Origin of the sequence: Bradyrhizobium hipponense, from assembly GCF_008123965.1 — a bacterium.
Lineage (GTDB): Bacteria > Pseudomonadota > Alphaproteobacteria > Rhizobiales > Xanthobacteraceae > Bradyrhizobium > Bradyrhizobium hipponense.
In genome coordinates, this window is the sequence record NZ_VSTH01000091.1 from 1 (window position 1) to 15,803 (window position 15,803).

The 15,803-nt window shown below is 59.6% G+C and carries 13 protein-coding genes, 1 tRNA gene and 2 pseudogenes; 11 read left to right on the forward strand and 5 right to left on the reverse strand.

The window, feature by feature from the left end; genetic code table 11:
• Positions 1 to 240: 240 nt before the first annotated feature.
• From hisD to FXV83_RS25730, 8 genes are all read left to right on the forward strand, one after another.
• Positions 241 to 1,536 (forward strand): histidinol dehydrogenase, encoded by a 1,296-nt coding sequence (gene hisD / locus FXV83_RS25695; protein WP_148742410.1) that lies wholly within the window; start codon positions 241 to 243, stop codon positions 1,534 to 1,536.
• Complete coding sequence (locus FXV83_RS25700) at positions 1,533 to 2,030, forward strand: UPF0262 family protein (RefSeq protein ID WP_148742411.1); 498 nt, start codon at positions 1,533 to 1,535, stop codon at positions 2,028 to 2,030. Before hisD ends, FXV83_RS25700 begins: the two co-directional genes overlap by 4 nt.
• A 6-nt stretch (positions 2,031 to 2,036) precedes the next feature.
• The gene (locus FXV83_RS25705) at positions 2,037 to 2,504 is read left to right on the forward strand and encodes an arsenate-mycothiol transferase ArsC (protein ID WP_148742412.1); all 468 of its coding nucleotides are present in this window, start codon (positions 2,037 to 2,039) and stop codon (positions 2,502 to 2,504) included.
• Between the two features lie 155 nt (positions 2,505 to 2,659).
• Positions 2,660 to 3,289 (forward strand): Maf-like protein, encoded by a 630-nt coding sequence (locus FXV83_RS25710; RefSeq protein ID WP_148742413.1) that lies wholly within the window; start codon positions 2,660 to 2,662, stop codon positions 3,287 to 3,289.
• A gap of 158 nt (positions 3,290 to 3,447) precedes the next feature.
• On the forward strand, positions 3,448 to 3,630 hold the full coding sequence (gene yacG, locus FXV83_RS25715) for a DNA gyrase inhibitor YacG (RefSeq protein ID WP_148742414.1): 183 nt from the start codon (positions 3,448 to 3,450) through the stop codon (positions 3,628 to 3,630).
• A gap of 198 nt (positions 3,631 to 3,828) precedes the next feature.
• Positions 3,829 to 3,904, forward strand: a tRNA-Phe gene (locus tag FXV83_RS25720).
• A gap of 85 nt (positions 3,905 to 3,989) precedes the next feature.
• A complete protein-coding gene (locus FXV83_RS25725) occupies positions 3,990 to 5,561 on the forward strand; it encodes a site-specific integrase (protein WP_148742415.1) in 1,572 nt (523 codons plus the stop codon).
• Positions 5,562 to 5,633: 72 nt separating this feature from the next.
• Positions 5,634 to 6,176, forward strand: a complete 543-nt coding sequence (locus tag FXV83_RS25730; protein ID WP_148742416.1) for a hypothetical protein — start codon at positions 5,634 to 5,636, stop codon at positions 6,174 to 6,176.
• 40 nt (positions 6,177 to 6,216) lie between these two features.
• On the opposite strand, the gene FXV83_RS25735 is transcribed toward FXV83_RS25730, so the two are convergent.
• Positions 6,217 to 7,197, reverse strand: a complete 981-nt coding sequence (locus tag FXV83_RS25735) for a DUF4917 family protein (RefSeq protein ID WP_148742417.1) — start codon at positions 7,195 to 7,197, stop codon at positions 6,217 to 6,219.
• A 58-nt stretch (positions 7,198 to 7,255) separates the two neighbouring features.
• Between FXV83_RS25735 and FXV83_RS25740 the strand changes: the two genes are divergently transcribed.
• Complete coding sequence (locus tag FXV83_RS25740) at positions 7,256 to 8,284, forward strand: hypothetical protein (RefSeq protein WP_148742418.1); 1,029 nt, start codon at positions 7,256 to 7,258, stop codon at positions 8,282 to 8,284.
• A gap of 47 nt (positions 8,285 to 8,331) precedes the next feature.
• Here the strand turns inward: FXV83_RS25740 and FXV83_RS25745 are convergent, their stop codons facing one another.
• The 4 genes from FXV83_RS25745 to FXV83_RS25760 form a co-directional block, all read right to left on the reverse strand.
• Positions 8,332 to 9,804: a YecA family protein gene (locus FXV83_RS25745; protein ID WP_210250756.1), complete on the reverse strand. Its 1,473-nt coding sequence runs from the start codon at positions 9,802 to 9,804 to the stop codon at positions 8,332 to 8,334.
• Between the two features lie 969 nt (positions 9,805 to 10,773).
• Positions 10,774 to 12,648 carry an AAA family ATPase gene (locus FXV83_RS25750; RefSeq protein ID WP_148742420.1) on the reverse strand — a complete coding sequence of 625 codons (1,875 nt, stop codon included), beginning with the start codon at positions 12,646 to 12,648 and terminating at the stop codon, positions 10,774 to 10,776.
• Positions 12,645 to 13,148, reverse strand: coding sequence for an ABC-three component system middle component 2 (locus FXV83_RS25755; RefSeq protein WP_148742421.1), 504 nt, complete (start codon positions 13,146 to 13,148; stop codon positions 12,645 to 12,647). The genes FXV83_RS25750 and FXV83_RS25755 overlap by 4 nt, the downstream gene beginning before the upstream one ends.
• On the reverse strand, positions 13,136 to 14,209 hold the full coding sequence (locus FXV83_RS25760; protein WP_148742422.1) for an ABC-three component system protein: 1,074 nt from the start codon (positions 14,207 to 14,209) through the stop codon (positions 13,136 to 13,138). Before FXV83_RS25760 ends, FXV83_RS25755 begins: the two co-directional genes overlap by 13 nt.
• A 606-nt stretch (positions 14,210 to 14,815) precedes the next feature.
• Between FXV83_RS25760 and FXV83_RS25765 the strand changes: the two are divergent.
• Both FXV83_RS25765 and FXV83_RS25770 read left to right on the forward strand, forming a co-directional pair.
• Positions 14,816 to 15,413 (forward strand): annotated as a pseudogene (locus tag FXV83_RS25765) (IS21 family transposase); the annotation flags it as partial.
• A 74-nt stretch (positions 15,414 to 15,487) separates the two neighbouring features.
• Positions 15,488 to 15,788: pseudogene (locus FXV83_RS25770) on the forward strand (ATP-binding protein); the annotation flags it as partial.
• Between the last annotated feature and the right edge of the window lie 15 nt (positions 15,789 to 15,803).

The window sequence follows — 15,803 nt, forward strand, 5'->3', positions numbered from 1 at the left end:
TTTTAGCGCCAATGGGCGAACGCCAGGACCCATACCCCTAGGGCTTGGTTGTTAAAGCAGGGTGTGGCCTGATTCCCGCCCCTAACGCCCGCCGGTGGCAATGGGTCCTGGCTTTCGCCAGGACGACGGAAAACGACGACACCTCCCAAGGGTTGACGGCGGGAGGCCGCCGCGCCATTGAGCAGGGGGGTCTTGTGACGCCGATCCGCCCTCAAAAGACCAGCCAGAAGCCAAGCCCAAATGCCCATTCGTCTCGACCGCAGCAGCGCCGATTTTGACCAGCGATTCGCGGCTTTCCTCGCCGCCAAGCGCGAGACTTCGGCTGACGTCGAAGCCGCCGCGCGTGCCATCGTCGATGATGTGGCCAGGCGCGGCGATGCCGCCCTGCTTGAGGCGACGCAAAAATTCGACCGGCTGACGCTGGATGCGGACTCGCTGCGGATCACGGCCGACGAGATCGAGGCCGCGGTGAAGGCTTGTGATGCCGCGACGCTGGATGCGCTCAAGCTCGCGCGCGACCGCATCGAGACCTACCACGCCCGGCAATTGCCGAAGGACGAGCGTTTCACCGATCCGCTCGGCGTCGAGCTCGGCTGGCGCTACACGGCGATCGAATCCGCCGGCCTTTACGTGCCCGGTGGCACCGCGGCCTATCCGTCCTCGGTGCTGATGAATGCGGTGCCGGCAAAGGTCGCCGGCGTCGCGCGCCTCGTGATGGTGGTGCCGTCGCCCGACGGCAAGCTCAATCCGCTGGTGCTGGCGGCGGCAAAGCTCGGCGGCGTCACCGAGATCTATCGCGTCGGCGGCGCGCAGGCGGTGGCTGCGCTTGCCCACGGCACCGCGACGATCGCGCCGGTGGCAAAGATCGTCGGCCCCGGCAATGCCTATGTCGCTGCCGCAAAGCGGCTGGTGTTCGGCAAGGTCGGCATCGACATGATCGCCGGGCCTTCCGAAGTGCTGGTGATTGCCGACGACACCGGCAATGCCGACTGGATCGCCGCCGACCTGTTGGCGCAGGCCGAGCATGACGCCAGCGCACAATCGATCCTGATCACTGATTCCGCGCGCCTTGCCGCCGACGTCGAAAAGGCCGTCGAAGCTCAGCTGAAGACGCTGCCGCGCGCCGTGATCGCGGGCCGCTCATGGGCGGATTTCGGCGCCATCATCATGGTGAAAAACCTCAACGACGCCATTCCGCTGGCGGACGCCATCGCCGCCGAGCATCTCGAAATCATGACGGCGGATCCCGATGCGCTCGCCGCAAGAATCCGCAACGCCGGCGCGGTCTTCCTCGGCGCGCATACGCCGGAGGCGATCGGCGACTATGTCGGCGGCTCCAACCACGTGCTGCCGACGGCGCGCTCGGCGCGGTTCTCCTCGGGGCTCGGGGTAGCCGACTTCATCAAGCGCACCTCGATCCTGAAATGCGGCCCGGATCAGCTGCGTGCGCTGGGCCCGGCCGCGATGACGCTCGGCAAGGCGGAGGGGCTGGACGCCCATTCGCGCTCGATTGGATTGCGTCTCAACCTGTCATGACAAAGCCGCCCGACCACGACGACTCGACCAATCGCATCGTCGCGGTCACGCTCGACGAGGACTCGATCGGCCGTTCCGGTCCCGACATCGAGCATGAGCGCGCGATCGCGATCTACGATCTGATCGAGCAGAACCTGTTCGCGCCGGAGGGCGCCGACGGCACGGGCCCGTTCACGCTGCACATCGGCATCACCGGCAGCCGCCTGATGTTCGACATCCGCCGCGAGGACGGCACGCCCGTGGTCGCGCATCTGTTGTCGCTGACGCCGTTCCGGCGGATCGTGAAGGACTATTTCATGATTTGCGACAGCTACTACCAGGCGATCCGCACGGCGACGCCGGACAAGATCGAGGCCATCGACATGGGCCGCCGCGGCATCCATGACGAGGGATCGCGCACGCTGCAGGAGCGACTGAAAGGCAAGGTGCGGGTCGATTTCGAGACCTCGCGCCGGCTGTTCACGCTCATTACTGTTCTTCATTGGAAAGGTTAAACGCGGATGGCTGCGCCCCCACGCGCACGCGATCCGCAATCGGTGCTGTTCGCCTGCGCGATGAACAGCGTGCGCTCGCCGATGGCCGAGAGCCTGCTGCGGCACATGTTTCCGCAAGGGCTCTACGTGAAGTCGGCCGGTGCCAGACGCGGCGAGCTCGATCCCTTCGCCGTCACCGTGATGGCCGAGCTCGGCCAGGACATCTCCACCCACAGGCCGCAGACCTTCGAGGAGCTGGAGGACTGGGAGGGGCTCAATTTCGACCTGATCATCACGCTGTCGCCGGAGGCGCACCACAAGGCGCTGGAATTGACCCGCACGCTTGCAGCCGACGTCGAATACTGGCCGACGCATGATCCCACCACCATCGAAGGCAGCCGCGACCAGAAGCTCGCCGCCTACCGCGAGGTCTGCGATCAGCTCCTGCTGCGCATCCGCAAGCGCTTTGCCAAGGTGGGGGCGGCGAGCGAGTAGCGTGCGCCGCCGTAACACCAGCGTCACAGACCGCAGGCACACGCGTGCTGGGCGTGCCGAATCGGTAAAGTCCGGGTTCCCGGGTTGTGAAATCAGCCCCCTTCCGATAGGTTCCGCGCGCAATTCAACCCCTGCTTCATCCCCAAAATCAGCTGATGCTCGGCCGCCCCAAATTCGTTCTTGCCTCCGGTTCGCCGCGGCGCCTGTCGCTGCTCAACCAGGCCGGCATCGAGCCGGATGCGCTCCGGCCCGCCGACGTCGACGAGACGCCGAAGCGGGGCGAGCTGCCGCGCGCCTGCGCCAATCGGCTCGCCCGTGCCAAGGCCGATGCGGCGCTCAAATCTGTCCAGCTCGACGACGAGCTGCGCGGCGCCTTCATCCTCTCCGCCGACACTGTGGTGGCTGTCGGCCGCCGCATCCTGCCCAAGGCCAATCTCGTCGACGAGGCCGCGCAGTGCCTGCGGCTTTTGTCGGGCCGCAACCACCGCGTCTACACCGCGATCTGCCTGGTCACCCCGCGCGAGGCCTTCCGCCAGCGTCTGGTGGAGACCCGCGTCCGTTTCAAGCGCCTGTCGGAAGACGACATCCAGGCCTATATCGGCTCCGGTGAATGGCGCGGCAAAGCCGGCGGCTACGCCGTGCAGGGCATCGCCGGCTCCTTCGTGGTCAAGATGGTCGGCTCTTACACCAACGTCGTCGGCCTGCCGCTCTACGAGACCACCGCACTGCTCGGCGGCGAGGGCTTCCCGATCCGCTTCGGCTGGCTCAACGCCGTCGGCATATGATGGCCGCTGGCCGCACGCCGATATAAAAATCGAAAACAACCCCATGCACAGTAGAATCGACCCCCGCGCGCTGGCGGCAGATGCAGCCGCCGCTGCCTCAGGAACCCCTTTGCCGACAGACTCTTGACCTTGTTCACCTCGTATAAGCCGCCGCCATCATGGACAACCAAGCCAAGAAGCCCGCAAGCCCGCTCAAAACCTGCCCGATCTGCGGCAAGCCGCAGTCCGAGGCTACCCGCCCGTTCTGCTCGTCCCGCTGCCGCGACGTCGACCTGAACCGCTGGCTGAAAGGCTCCTACGTCATCCCCGGCAAGGATGACAACGTCGACGACGTCGAATAAATAAGCAACATCAGTATTTTACTGGAGTGACCAACGCGCCGCGCGCCGGCCGCGGCGAGGCCGGCCCACCTTGTACACAGCCGGGCCCTCCCCGGCGAGGCCTCTTGGCGAAGCCGGGTGGACAGGCCGCCCTCAGCCCACTATAAACCGCCCGCTCGATGGGCCTTGACCTTCTCTTTGGCCCCTCTTTTCGAGCACGCCCAGGTAGCTCAGTTGGTAGAGCATGCGACTGAAAATCGCAGTGTCGGTGGTTCGATTCCGCCCCTGGGCACCATGGCTCTTCTAAGAGCCTGATATCCAAAGCTATTCAGCAAACTCAACGGCTTACCCGCTCCTCAGTGGTACAGAAGGGTGGTACAATGCCGTTAGCCATGTCGCGTCCTTGGAAGCATCCAAAAACAGGAATCTACCAACTCCGAAAAGCGGTCCCGGACGAGTTGCGCAAACTCGTGGGCAAGCGCGAGGAGAAGGTAAGCCTCCAAACCCGCGATCCCGCAGAGGCCAAGGTGCGGCACGCGAAGGCGCTTGCGGAGCTCGAAGCTCGCTGGGCCAATCTGCGGGCTGGCCCGAAAGCTCTTACGGAGCGTGACGCGCATCAACTGGCTATTGTCGCCCACGACCGATGGCTTGAGCAGTACAGGGATAATCCCAGCCAGCAAACTAGCTGGGACGTCGAGCTTGGAGGCCGGCTATTTAGTGTGCCCAAAACCTTGATAGAGATCACCGTTCAGGCTGAGCGGCTATCGGACTTTTCCGTTCTTGAGACGCCAGAAAGCAAGATACTCAGGATGGAGCAGGCCTGCTTGGACGCAGCCAATGATTATCTCACCGCCAACGGGATCTTTGTCGACGATCAGAACCGACGAACCATGGCCCGTGCGCTCGGTGTAGCCGTACAGCGTGCGAGTGTGACTCTGGCGAGGTTGGCGAAAGGAGAGAGCATTCAGGAGTTTCCTTTCTCGCATACTGCCGTAGCGCCCCGCTCCGCCAAGGCCGGTGTGCCGCAGCGGGCGGTCACCTTTCAGAATCTTCTAAATGGCTGGGCGGCCGAGCGCCGGCCTGTTGCAAAGACCGTCTACGAATGGTCGCGCGTCTTTCGAGAATTGGAGAGACATCTAGGGCACACCGACGCTCATCGCCTAAGCCCCGAGAACCTCGTCGATTGGAAGGGAGTGATGGTCTCCGCTGGACTGAGGGCCAAGACCATCCAAGGTTCAAAGTTGTCCCCTGTGCGAGCAGTCCTGCAATGGGGTGTTCAGAATAAGCTCCTTGGATCGAATGCCGCCGAAGGTATTTCTCTGGACGTCAAAGCCAAACAGGGAGAGCGCAAACGAAGCTTCACGGACGAGGAAGCGAAGATTATCCTGCGAGCCGCGCTCCTGGAAAAGGACTCCGTGAAGAGGTGGGTTCCTTGGATTGGTGCCTACACTGGAGCTCGACTATCTGAGATTTGCCAGTTGCGCCGCGAGGACATCCTGAAGGTTGAGGATATCTGGTGCATGAAATTTGCGCCGGAAGCCGGTTCGCTCAAGACCTCTGGATCGGAACGAGTTGTGCCTGTCCACCCTGCGCTGATTGAAAGTGGATTTCTTGACTACGTCGCTCAGGTCAAATCTGGAGCTCTGTTTGCAGAGCTTTCTCCGGACAAATTCGGCAAGCGTGGTGGGAACGGCACCAAGATGATCGGACGTTTTGTGCGTCAACTTGGTCTAAAAGACCCAAGGCTATCGCCGAGTCACTCCTGGCGGCATCGCATCAAGACGCTTGGACGGAGGCATGGGCTTGCGCAAGACATTCTGAACGCGATTACAGGCCACGGGTCGAAATCAGTCGCTGACTCGTACGGAGAATTTCCCGTGGAGGCGCTCTTTAGGGAAATTTCTAAGATCCCGGTCCTTGACCTTGCCAACACCGCCCCCAGCGAGAACTGATAAGCTTTTGAGAGTTTGTTTATCAGTGTAAACGAGTGGCTCGTGACCGGTTTCAGCCGGTGGAGAGGCGGGGTGAGTGCTACTCACATCGGGGGAGAGATCCCGTGCAGCGACGTCGCGTTTCCGAAGGGCAACAGCCCTGAGGAATTCCTGGCGAGCATGCTCGCCTTCCTGGAGGCGGCGGCGGCTAAAATCGCCAATCCCCCTCCGCGGCCGGATTTCTCGCCCGATGCGCTTCGCGATGTCGCCTCGATCCAAGAGGCGGTGCTGATCGAAAAAGAGGTCGGCAAGGGTGGAGCAGGGAATCCAACGGTTGTGGCCCGAGCCGCGATGTGCTGGACAAGGAACTGGAAAAGCGCGGACACCGCTTCGTGCGCTACGCCCCGGCCGGAAGCCGAAGCTCGTCTCGGAGAACGTTCCGTCCCAGTCCGCCTGCAGCACCTGCACCTGTTGCGCACAAGACGTCTGGAATCGTTGGCTGGCTGGCGCAGGAATCGCCCTAGCGGTGAGCCGCTCTCAGACCATGATCGGCGTTGGGGTCCCAATATCCCATTGAGCGAAGTCAATGGCTTGAAGGGGTCTCGACGGCGCCGATGGGAGTCATTATTCGACTAGCACTCACATTCAAATCCTGGATTCTGCGCGGCACGCTTCGCTAGGCATGAATCCAGGCGCCGGGGCTTTCGGCGTCAAAGAATGTGATTTTCTTCACGCCTGCGCTCTCAAGCGCTTTTGATGCTCTCTCTATGAACGACTGATCGGCCTTGTGAACGCTCACTGCTACGCTCTTCGCGTTCTTCGTGGCGCGCTGGATTAGATGCTCATCCTGGGACCAGAACCCTAGCCCGTAAAAGGCGACGGCATCGCCGAGCGAGCCGAGTACCTCGATATGGACGCGCGATAAGTAGTTCGATCGGCGGATCGCGGTCAGCTTTTGTTCGGTTGTCCCCTCGCTTACAAACAACGGCGTCACAACCCCTTGCTCCCACTGCTCGGTAATCGTCTGGAGCAGATTCTCGCCGCCGGCTGCGATTTTTATCTCGCTACCTTCGGCCTGGGTCCCGAGACACAAATTGCCATGCGGATAGAAGTAGAGCGTTGCACCATCGGCCTTGTAGGGCTCCTTGAGCGTTTGCCAGTCGTCCCGAAAGGTCGCTCTGTCGAATGCGTCCTTGAACCACGAGCCGAGCCCATTCTCGTTGCTCCACATAGCAGCCCAATAGAGCGTCAAATCGTAATTCACCGACGCGACCGTATGGAACCCTTTTAAGAAGGTCCCCATTGCAGAGAAATGCTGCTTGACCTGGTCGTAGGCCGGATGGATTGCGTGAACTGTTGAGATGAGTGACTTGCGCACCTCGACATAGGCCGACTGGACGCGCTCATTGTCGATCTTTAAGGCCTGATTCACGAGGGTGGCTTGCCAGAGCCGCCTGAGCACTAGCTCGAAATCCTGGGACTTGAAGGAGGAAAAGACCCCTTGCGTACCCTCAGCGAGGAATTTGGCGTCTTGGGCGGCCTGGTAGAGGGAGGGGTATTTAAAGCTGTCGCTCAACGCGATGCTGGCCCCATTGCCGATGACCAGCCCTTGAGAGAAATGCTCCTTGATCGTGGCCCATTTCACAATGTTTGTCATACTTTTTGATCCCCGCCAAAACTACGCCATAGTGCGTCAGCGACTCCTGAATCGCAACTTGACGTCCATCGAGCTCGGCCAAGCCACGGACGCAATGTTTTTGGAGTTTGCGGCGTGCGGAGAGCATGTTGCAAACGTCGGCGCGCCTGACCGTTGCAGACACACCGTATTACTCACATATGGGGCAAGGATGAGCGAAAGCAGTAAGCCAGAAGACGAAAACGAAAACACAAGCGCACAACAGTCGATCCCGGCGAGCTTGGTGCTGAGTAGCGAACACCGTGAGACGCTGCAAAAAATGCAGTCGGAATGGGTTAGTTTGGTTAAACAGTTTAGCGAAGGCTACAGGGTCTTTGCTGAGGCACTAATGCCTAGGGCGTTCGAACTGCGGGAGCAGATGAACGCCTTCTCTCGCCACATCGCGCCGTTTCTCGCACAGTTGAAGGAGGTGGCGGAAAAGGCTCCTCCCGCTTACAGGAAGGCGCTTTTACTCCTCGGAGAGAACGGCTGGTACATGGACTTGGACATGAGCCTTGCCGCCCCCTTGGATCTGGGCAGGGCGCTCAAGAAGGGAGACATTGAGCATGCAGAGAATGCGCTTGTAACGTACTTCGAGGCTCGGGTGGATCAGATCGAGCGATTCTTGGTAGAAGCGCATCCGAGGCGTGCGAAGGTGCTTACCTCTGCATTCGCAGCACACAAGGCGGGTCAGTTTGACCTCTCGATCCCGGTGCTCCTTGCACAGACTGACGGAATCTGCAGAGATGAAGCAGGCCAATATCTGTTCACGGGGCCAAGGGGCAGGGAGAGGGACAAGCGGTACAAAGGCAAGCCTGGTATAGCGGTCTATGCCGATGAAGTGGCCAGCGACACATTCCTGAGTGTGGTGTTGAGCCCACTCGGTGAGAAGCTTCCCATCAATGCCTCCGAGTCAGAACGCGCAGATGGTTGGATCGCACTAAACCGACACATGGTTTTGCACGGTGAATCAGTCGACTACGGCACGAAAATCAACAGCCTGAAAGCGATTTCACTCATCAACTACGTGGCTTCTAGCCTGAAACTCATCAAGCGCGGCGCGACTTGAGTTTCGGTTTACCAGCCTCAGCGACGGCGCTGTCCACAGTTGCGTTTCTATCGCTCTAGGCAGCATCTCTTGTACTTCAGCCCGCTACCGCACGGGCATCGGTCATTGCGGTCGATCTTGCCTGACCTTGCTGGTTTGCTGGGGCGCGGAGGCGGTACGAACTGGTTCACCCGGTCATTGTGCTGGCGCAGGTTTGGAGTCCCGAAAAAATTCCAATGCTTGTTCTGTTCCTCGTAGTAGCTCCTCATCTCTTCGGTCCAGGTCTCACAGGGCATGAGGATGAAATCCTCCGCATTCTTGCCGCCCGAGAACTTTGGCGCGTCGATGCCGATGCCGACCACCTTTACGAGATTGGGGAATTTGTTCTTGGCCGCTCCACATGCGATCTCAAGCAGGCCCGTCCGCTTCTCGCGGTAATCTGGCTCAGCGCGGTACGCATCAGGGGCGCGCAGTTGCAGTAAGACGTAAGCGACATTTGGCTGGTATGACGGCAGGAAGGTGACCTGCCGGGCGAACTGGCCGGTGTCAGGGAAGCGCTGAGCTGCCGTCAGCATCTTTTCAGCAAGGCCGCGGCGCATGAAGCGCGGCTCTTTCACCATCTCATAGATGGCGCTCTCGCCGCGAAAAATGTTGGAGTTCCCGCCGAGCGTCCCGTCCAGGCTGTTCTGGCACGTGCGCTGAATCAGCTCGTCCCAGAAGTAAGAGACGCGATCCACCGTCTTCGTGTTCTTGTAGAGATCAGTTTGAATGAAGTCGTGCCATTCGCCTTCGCCGATCATGATGCCGTTGACGGCCTCATTTTCATTCTTCGGCCCGATAACATGGCGTTTTTTGACCTCGTCGTAGTTCAGGAGGTAGTGGCCGAGGAGGTCTTCCTCTCCGCAATAGGTCAGATGGTCGAAAGCTGAAGCGGCCCGCACCTTTTCGTCGAGATACGTCGAAAGGTCACTGACCGTATCAAGCTCACCCAGCACGATAGGCATGTTGTGGCTGTCCAGGATGTGGACCGGTTTGCGCCTGTCGATTTCGATATGGAATGGCTGGGATGGGCCGCCATCGGTTTCCGTGTAGGCGATGGCGAGACTGCCATAGACGTTGTCTGGCGACGCGCGTTCGCATGCCTCTTTGGCCCCGTGCGCAACAATGATCTTGTGAATGACCGCCTTTCGCGCATCTATGTGGAGTGGGAAGGGTGCCGTCCTCTTGGCATCCATAAAGATCGGCCTACCGCTGCGGATGTAGCGCTCCGCTCCGTGTGCAGTTTTCACCTGGCGGTCGATGACGTTGCGCTTCCATCGGTCCCACACGACCTTCGGGTCCTTGTCGGGCCCTTCCGGTAGTTCGTTCTCGCGGTCGAAGAAGATGAAGACGTGGTTATCGAAGACGGCAAGCAGGTCACATAACTCGTGCCCGTCGTCCTTGAAGGGGTTGGGATAGCTCCACAGCTTGAGGAAAGACCTCTCGCAGAAATCAGCAAGCATCCGTTCCGTTTCCGTTACGCCAGCCGATTTTCCGTTCACGGGCTCCCTTCTCATTCCTGTGATTCGCAGGCCGCTGGGGCACTCGGACCTTATCAGCTGTGAATGCTTATCGAAAATTGACCCCATCGGCGTTGTCGGGACCGCTTCAACTCATTGATTCCAATGAGTTGGAATGATGGGACCCGCGTCGATCATGGTTAAGACCCCGTGCCGACGCACAAACACGGCTTCGCGGGCGCGCAACTCGGCTGTCCATCGGGACCGCATTTGAGTGAATGCGGTCCATCACAGCCGTAAAGCCGTTCCGGGCGAACTTCCGGATGTTGAAGAAGCTGAAATCCAGCTCCTGCCCAACTCGGTCCCAGAACGAATAGAGCCGTATGTAGGCCGCTTCGGCATGTTCCCAACAGGCCTTCTGCGACTCCTTCACGAATGCGGCCGTTACATCTTCGGGCGCGTTGATTAGGTCGGGCTTTCCGCGAGGACCGACGAGCCGGTCATGAATAAATGTGCTGGCAATACCGATGTTCGAGCCCGGTAAAACACCGCGAAGGCTTCTCGCATGATCGCCTCCGGATAGTTGTCCGCGGGCGGCGGCTCCTAGTCTGTGCGCAAGAGATAGAACTCGGGTGCCCTCCCAGATGCTCAATGACCCGGTTCATGCGCTTCTCAAAGGCGTCGCCGCCACCAGCTGGTATTAGGCTCCCTAGTTCTTGCTGCAAGACCGCCTCGTACCTGGCGAGCAGGTGAATCTCTTTGAAGACGAAGGCGATCACCTCGTTCAATACGGTCTCCAGTGGATTCTCAGCCTGGGTGTTCATCTGCTCACTCTCATCGATACGACCTGGCCAGAAGGTTCGGCACGTTCCACCTCGACCGTCGAACGATAAGGGTGATCACTAGCGCTGACTAATAATGAAAGGCCTCCCGGTTGGCGCGATACGGTGCAGCTGTGCTACAACGGCTCGCCACAAAGGCACATGGTCACGACGTGCATATACGTTGATGTTAGGTCGACGCCGCCGCTTTGGCGATCGGAAATAGGCCGGCACGGTCTCCTTCATCGGGATTGCCAGTAAATTTTTGTGCGTTGGGCAGTATCCGCACGTCGTCTGGCGGATCAGTGTTCTCGATGATGATGACCTGGCGGTCGACGCCGATCTTTTTCAGGTACTCGTAAAACTGCGCCTTAAGGTCGGTGTGGCGCATATCATCATCTTCGCCGTCAGGCTCTTTGTACGACAGCAGCGGGGAATCCAACAAAGCAAAGCCAGTGTGGGGCGTCTCTTGCTCCATACAATACTGCAGGAGCCCGATCGTGAACGCGGACTGCGTGATCGCCCTGAGGCCTTTGCCAAACGATGTCCGGTTCTTGCCCCCTATCACGAGGTCGCGGGCCTTTTGGTCAAAGTGGACCCGGTCGGCGTTGGGGAAGTGCCAAGTTTTGAGGATATCCTGAACAATCGTCGCAAACTTGTCGAGGCTGCTGGCCGGCAGGCCGGCGTCAGGCGTGTTCCCGCCAGACTCCTCAGCTTCTTCCAGTTCCAACTTGGTACGACGATCTTCCAGATCTTTCAGGCTCTGAAACAGGCCCAGCGCTTCGCGCACTTCCGCGCGCTTATCGGCCAACTCAGCGTAGCTCGTACGCGCGGCTCTTAGCTTCGGTGCCAGTTCTTCCTGGATTTGCGCATTGACCGCAAATACGTCCGCTTCGAGCTTCGGAATTCGGTTCTGCAGGCTTCGCGACTCCGTCGTCAGCTGACGCACCGTTTGCGCGAGGTCTTGCTGCAAGGCCCCAATTTTGCCGAGTTCTGCCTCTGCTGCCATCACCACCTGGTCGGCGTTGCCTTCGCAGTCGTCAGAACGATGCTGATGTTTGGGGTGAGCGCCGCAGAGCGGACAGACGCCGTCAGACAACGCTGAGAACAGTGTGCCGCCTTCGCGGATGCCCTCCAACCGCTCAACATCGGATTGGTAGTGTTTGCCGAGCAAATCAAAGCGGTCGAGAAGGACGCTAACCTCCGCAAGGCGTTCGTTAGCTTGTTCCAGCTTCTGGCGTGCATCCCGACGGCGCGAGGCCGCGTCTTTATACAGGCTTTCGTGTGCTGCCAGGATCTCCATGCGGCTGCGCAACGTCTCTTCCAGCCTCTCATCCTGCTCTTCAAGTTGTTTCGGTGGCCCTGACAGCTGCCGGATCTTGGTCTGATTCGCGGCAATCAGTTGACCCAAAAGCTCGATTTGGCCGGCTCTGGAATGCTCTTGAGGTGAGCTTCGGACAGCGACGAGAGCGGAGTCGTCTGCGCCGGTCAAAAGCAGCTTAAAGGTCGCGGTATTCGGCGTGTCCGCTACAAGATTGCCATCAGACAGAGGCGAGCGCTTCTGAATGATTTCCTCTTCGTCCACGATCGCGAGGCGTGCGAGGTTTCTGAAGCTGAGACTATTCGTTTCGTTGTGCTTGTTGCGCTTCACGCGCCTGTTGAGAAGGCCGATTTTGCCCAGGAGAAACCGCGACAGGTTATCGTCCTTGCGCTCGTCATGCTGCTCACGGAGTTCGGTCACACCATCTTTGGGAAATGTCGCTTCGTGTAAGCCGTCGGCTTTCAGAAAACCACCGCCGCTCGTGCTTCGCTGCAGGGTGAAGAATTCGCCCGAGCTTGTCTGCATACTGAGGAGAATACGGTCGTAACCTTCTCGCTCCGGGAAATCCCGCAGCGGGCCTTTGCCACCGAGCATGTAGTCAATGGTGTCGAGGATAAATGACTTTCCGGTGTCGGAGGCGCCGTAAAGCACGTTGAACCCAGGCTTAAAGTGAACGGTGGTCGCCGGCTTGTCGGGACCGAGAAAGCTCACGTGTTGGATCTGCAGGCGGGCATATTGGGTCATGCGACGCCGATGCTCCGCTCGAATTCCTGAAATTCAATGATCCAGTCCTCGAAGTAGCGGCGTATGATCGCGTTGAACTCAGCATCAGTGTAACCGCTGAAATGCCCGATCAACCAATGTGCCCGGTCTTTAACCTTCAGAAGGTAAGGCGACCGCAGAGCATCGAGAAACGCTGCCGCGTTTTCGCCGGCCACGTACATCAATCCAGCTTCCCGGGCTTCCTGTTCAACGAGGTCGCGCGACATCATCAGCACCAGCCCTTGGTGGACGATACGCCGTCTTACCTCGGCGTCCGGCGAGCGCAATGGTGTCGGCGGATGCAGGCTTTCCGGGCCACCCTCGATGGTTTTGGTTCTGACTAGCAGATAGTCGAGCGCCGTCAGGCGCTGCAGATCGAACGCCTTCGGGTATGCGGCGCCCAGGAGGGCCACGGCGCGGATGCCGGCTTCTAGCGGGCCATTGAACGTGACCTGCCGCCGAGAGGGCTCTATCGCGTCCATTTCAGTTTGTCATCGTTAGCGAGTTGATGGCAAATGCCGTGTCGATCCTGCGTTTGCGCGATCGGTGCAATGGGATTTGCCGTAATGGACATCTCCTGCGCCGCTTTTGTGACCGCGACAACGCGTTTGTAGCCGTCCGGATGATCGCCATCCTTGGTATCGACCACACCCGCGTAGATTTCGTCCTGGAGCCGTTCAAACGTCCCAGGCTCGACCTTGTCGCGAACAAATACCCTGAGCGCTTCCGCCTGATAGAATGCCTCGCGCTGTCGCGAAAAATGTTCCCGCAGGGCCGGCTTGCCGAGGTCAGCGATCGATGCAACGGGTTTCTTGAGGTGATCCCCATATGCGAGATAAAGCTGCTCGACATATTTGGTTTCATCTGCGGCAATGGCCGCTGGCGGGCTCGAGGTCACCGGGCGTGCTGGAAGACCGCCGCCAAATCGTGTCGCGTGATAGGGTGATGCCCTGTGCTCATCGATCAGCGCCAGCGGTTGCTTGCCCTTGAAGATCGCAAAGTCGAAGGCATTCACGTAGTCGAGGAAAGCACCCTGCAAGGGGATTTCCTGGGCGTTCGTGATTTCGGTGCGACAGTGCTTATCCCAGTTGGCGATCAGCTCCTGCCTGAGCTTGTCAGGATTCATCAGCAGGCTATTCAGCTTCGTGCCGATCCCGCACGGTGCAATGAAAGTGTGGCTCCGGGGGGTGGAATACTCACCGCTGAATGAGAACCACAGCACCTTGCCGAGCTCGACGTAGATATCGGAGGGCCGCAGCGGATCGTCGTAGTGCTTGCACTGATAACCGTCCCAAACGCCCGTGAAATCCTGACCGGGGTCGAAAACGGCGATGTCGACGCCTTTGTCACCCGCGCCGGTGAACCTCACGACCGTTTTGCCTTGGAAGAAATAGTGTGCCCATTCATTGGTGAAGGCCTCCCACTCCTCGGCGGAATACAGCCGTATCCGCGCGATCGCCGCAATAGGCGGCCCATTGGTCACCTGATGTGCGGCCACAACCGTGGTTGCGGTCGGAAGAACGATCGGCGCGAAACCCTGCATGGAGATTACTGTCGCCCGACAGCACGCGTACTGGTTCGCCGGGGAGGGCTGACGAAGGTGCTCGTTTGCAAGGTTGAATCGTCCTCTTGTTGCAAGCTGGAGTATGACGTAGCCGTCCTAGACTGCAATATCAATCGGTCTTCCTGGTTTATTTAATGTCATCAACGGCTTATCGACGGTGGAGAGATGTGTCGGTTGCCTTCTCGCTTGCGTTTTGCTTTGCGGTTCAGCCCGACTGGCCGCGATGGCCGGGCCGATAATCAACGGTAGAACCTCACGACTCCCGTGTCCGCCGATTGATCCGCTGCCGGCGCACTGTCGGCATTCTGACGTGTTCCGCACGTCGGGCCCGGCTTATGCTTCGGATTATAGAAGAAGCGGAAGGCCAAGTCCGTCACAGCCGACAAGCCAGCCGAGCCCAGGACGCGCGATTGCAAGACGATCCGGAACGTCTATTTCCCCGCGCTCCGGGCGACGCTGAACTTCGCGGTGAACCGCGAGGATCTGACGACCAACGCCCCTAAGCGGGGGGATCGGCGTCCAAAATTGACTCCTACAGATTGAGCTGTTGCGCTGCCTGCTTTGGAACGAAGCAGGTGGTAGGGGATGCTGATCGTGGAGACAATTGCCCGGATCCGGCGCGAGCACTTCATCAAGGGCAACACGATCAAGGAGATTGCCCGTGACCTGAAGGTGTCTCGGAACACGGTTCGGAAGGTGCTGAGGTCGGGAGAGACCTCCTTCGAGTACGAGCGGCAGGTGCAGCCACGGCCAAAGCTGGCGCAGTGGGCGTCAGAGCTCGACGGCTGCTGGCGGCGAACGTGGCTAAATCGTTCGTGAACAGCTGACGTTGATCCGGATCTTCGAGGAGCTGCGCGGCCGCGGGTACGACGGCGGTTACGATGCGGTGCGGCGTTACGCCAGGCGCTGGAGCAAGGAACGCGGGCAATCGAGCGTAGCCGCTTATGCCCCGCTGGGTTTTGCCCCAGGCGAAGCCTATCAGTTCGACCGGAGCCACGAGGTCGTCCTGCTGAGCGGCACCACGGTGATGGTGAAGGCTGCCCATGTCCGGCTCTGTCACAGCATGCTGTTCGTGCGGGCCTATCCCGGGGAGACGCATGAGATGGTGTTGGACGCCCACGACCGGGCGTTCGCCCTGTTCAAGAGCACCTGCACCGGCGGCATACCGGCCAACATCATGACGCCGGCCGCACTGACGCTTCGTCATGCACCGATCGGCGATTGTGCCCGTTACGACAACCTCCGGAGGACCAACTGATGGAACGAACCCAAATCTTCGATCTCCTCGGCGAACTCAAGCTCTATGGCATGAAGGCCGCCTTCGATGAGATCATGGCGACCGCTGTCAAACGCCAGCACGAACCCGAGCGATTGTCGGCGATCTGCTCAATGCCGAGATCAACGAGAAGCAAGCCAGGTCAATCAAATACAAGCTCACCATTGCCAAGCTGCCGCTTGCCAAGGACATCGCCGACTTCCAGTTCGACGCACGCCGATCAATCAGACTCTCGTCAATGATCTCGCCGGTGGTGGCTTCATCGCCCAACAACGCAAATTATGCAATTATGCAAAA

Bases quoted from the DNA above. Each gene is read 5' to 3' on its own strand.
- FXV83_RS25760 (WP_148742422.1), bottom strand. From the start codon at position 14,209: ATGCAGGGTTTCGCGCCGATCGTTCTTCCGACCGCAACCACGGTTGTG.
- FXV83_RS25750 (WP_148742420.1), bottom strand. From the start codon at position 12,648: ATGACCCAATATGCCCGCCTGCAGATCCAACACGTGAGCTTTCTCGGT.
- FXV83_RS25725 (WP_148742415.1), top strand. From the start codon at position 3,990: ATGCCGTTAGCCATGTCGCGTCCTTGGAAGCATCCAAAAACAGGAATC.
- FXV83_RS25710 (WP_148742413.1), top strand. From the start codon at position 2,660: ATGCTCGGCCGCCCCAAATTCGTTCTTGCCTCCGGTTCGCCGCGGCGC.
- FXV83_RS25755 (WP_148742421.1), bottom strand. From the start codon at position 13,148: ATGGACGCGATAGAGCCCTCTCGGCGGCAGGTCACGTTCAATGGCCCG.
- yacG (WP_148742414.1), top strand. From the start codon at position 3,448: ATGGACAACCAAGCCAAGAAGCCCGCAAGCCCGCTCAAAACCTGCCCG.
- FXV83_RS25700 (WP_148742411.1), top strand. From the start codon at position 1,533: ATGACAAAGCCGCCCGACCACGACGACTCGACCAATCGCATCGTCGCG.
- FXV83_RS25735 (WP_148742417.1), bottom strand. From the start codon at position 7,197: ATGACAAACATTGTGAAATGGGCCACGATCAAGGAGCATTTCTCTCAA.
- FXV83_RS25705 (WP_148742412.1), top strand. From the start codon at position 2,037: ATGGCTGCGCCCCCACGCGCACGCGATCCGCAATCGGTGCTGTTCGCC.
- hisD (WP_148742410.1), top strand. From the start codon at position 241: ATGCCCATTCGTCTCGACCGCAGCAGCGCCGATTTTGACCAGCGATTC.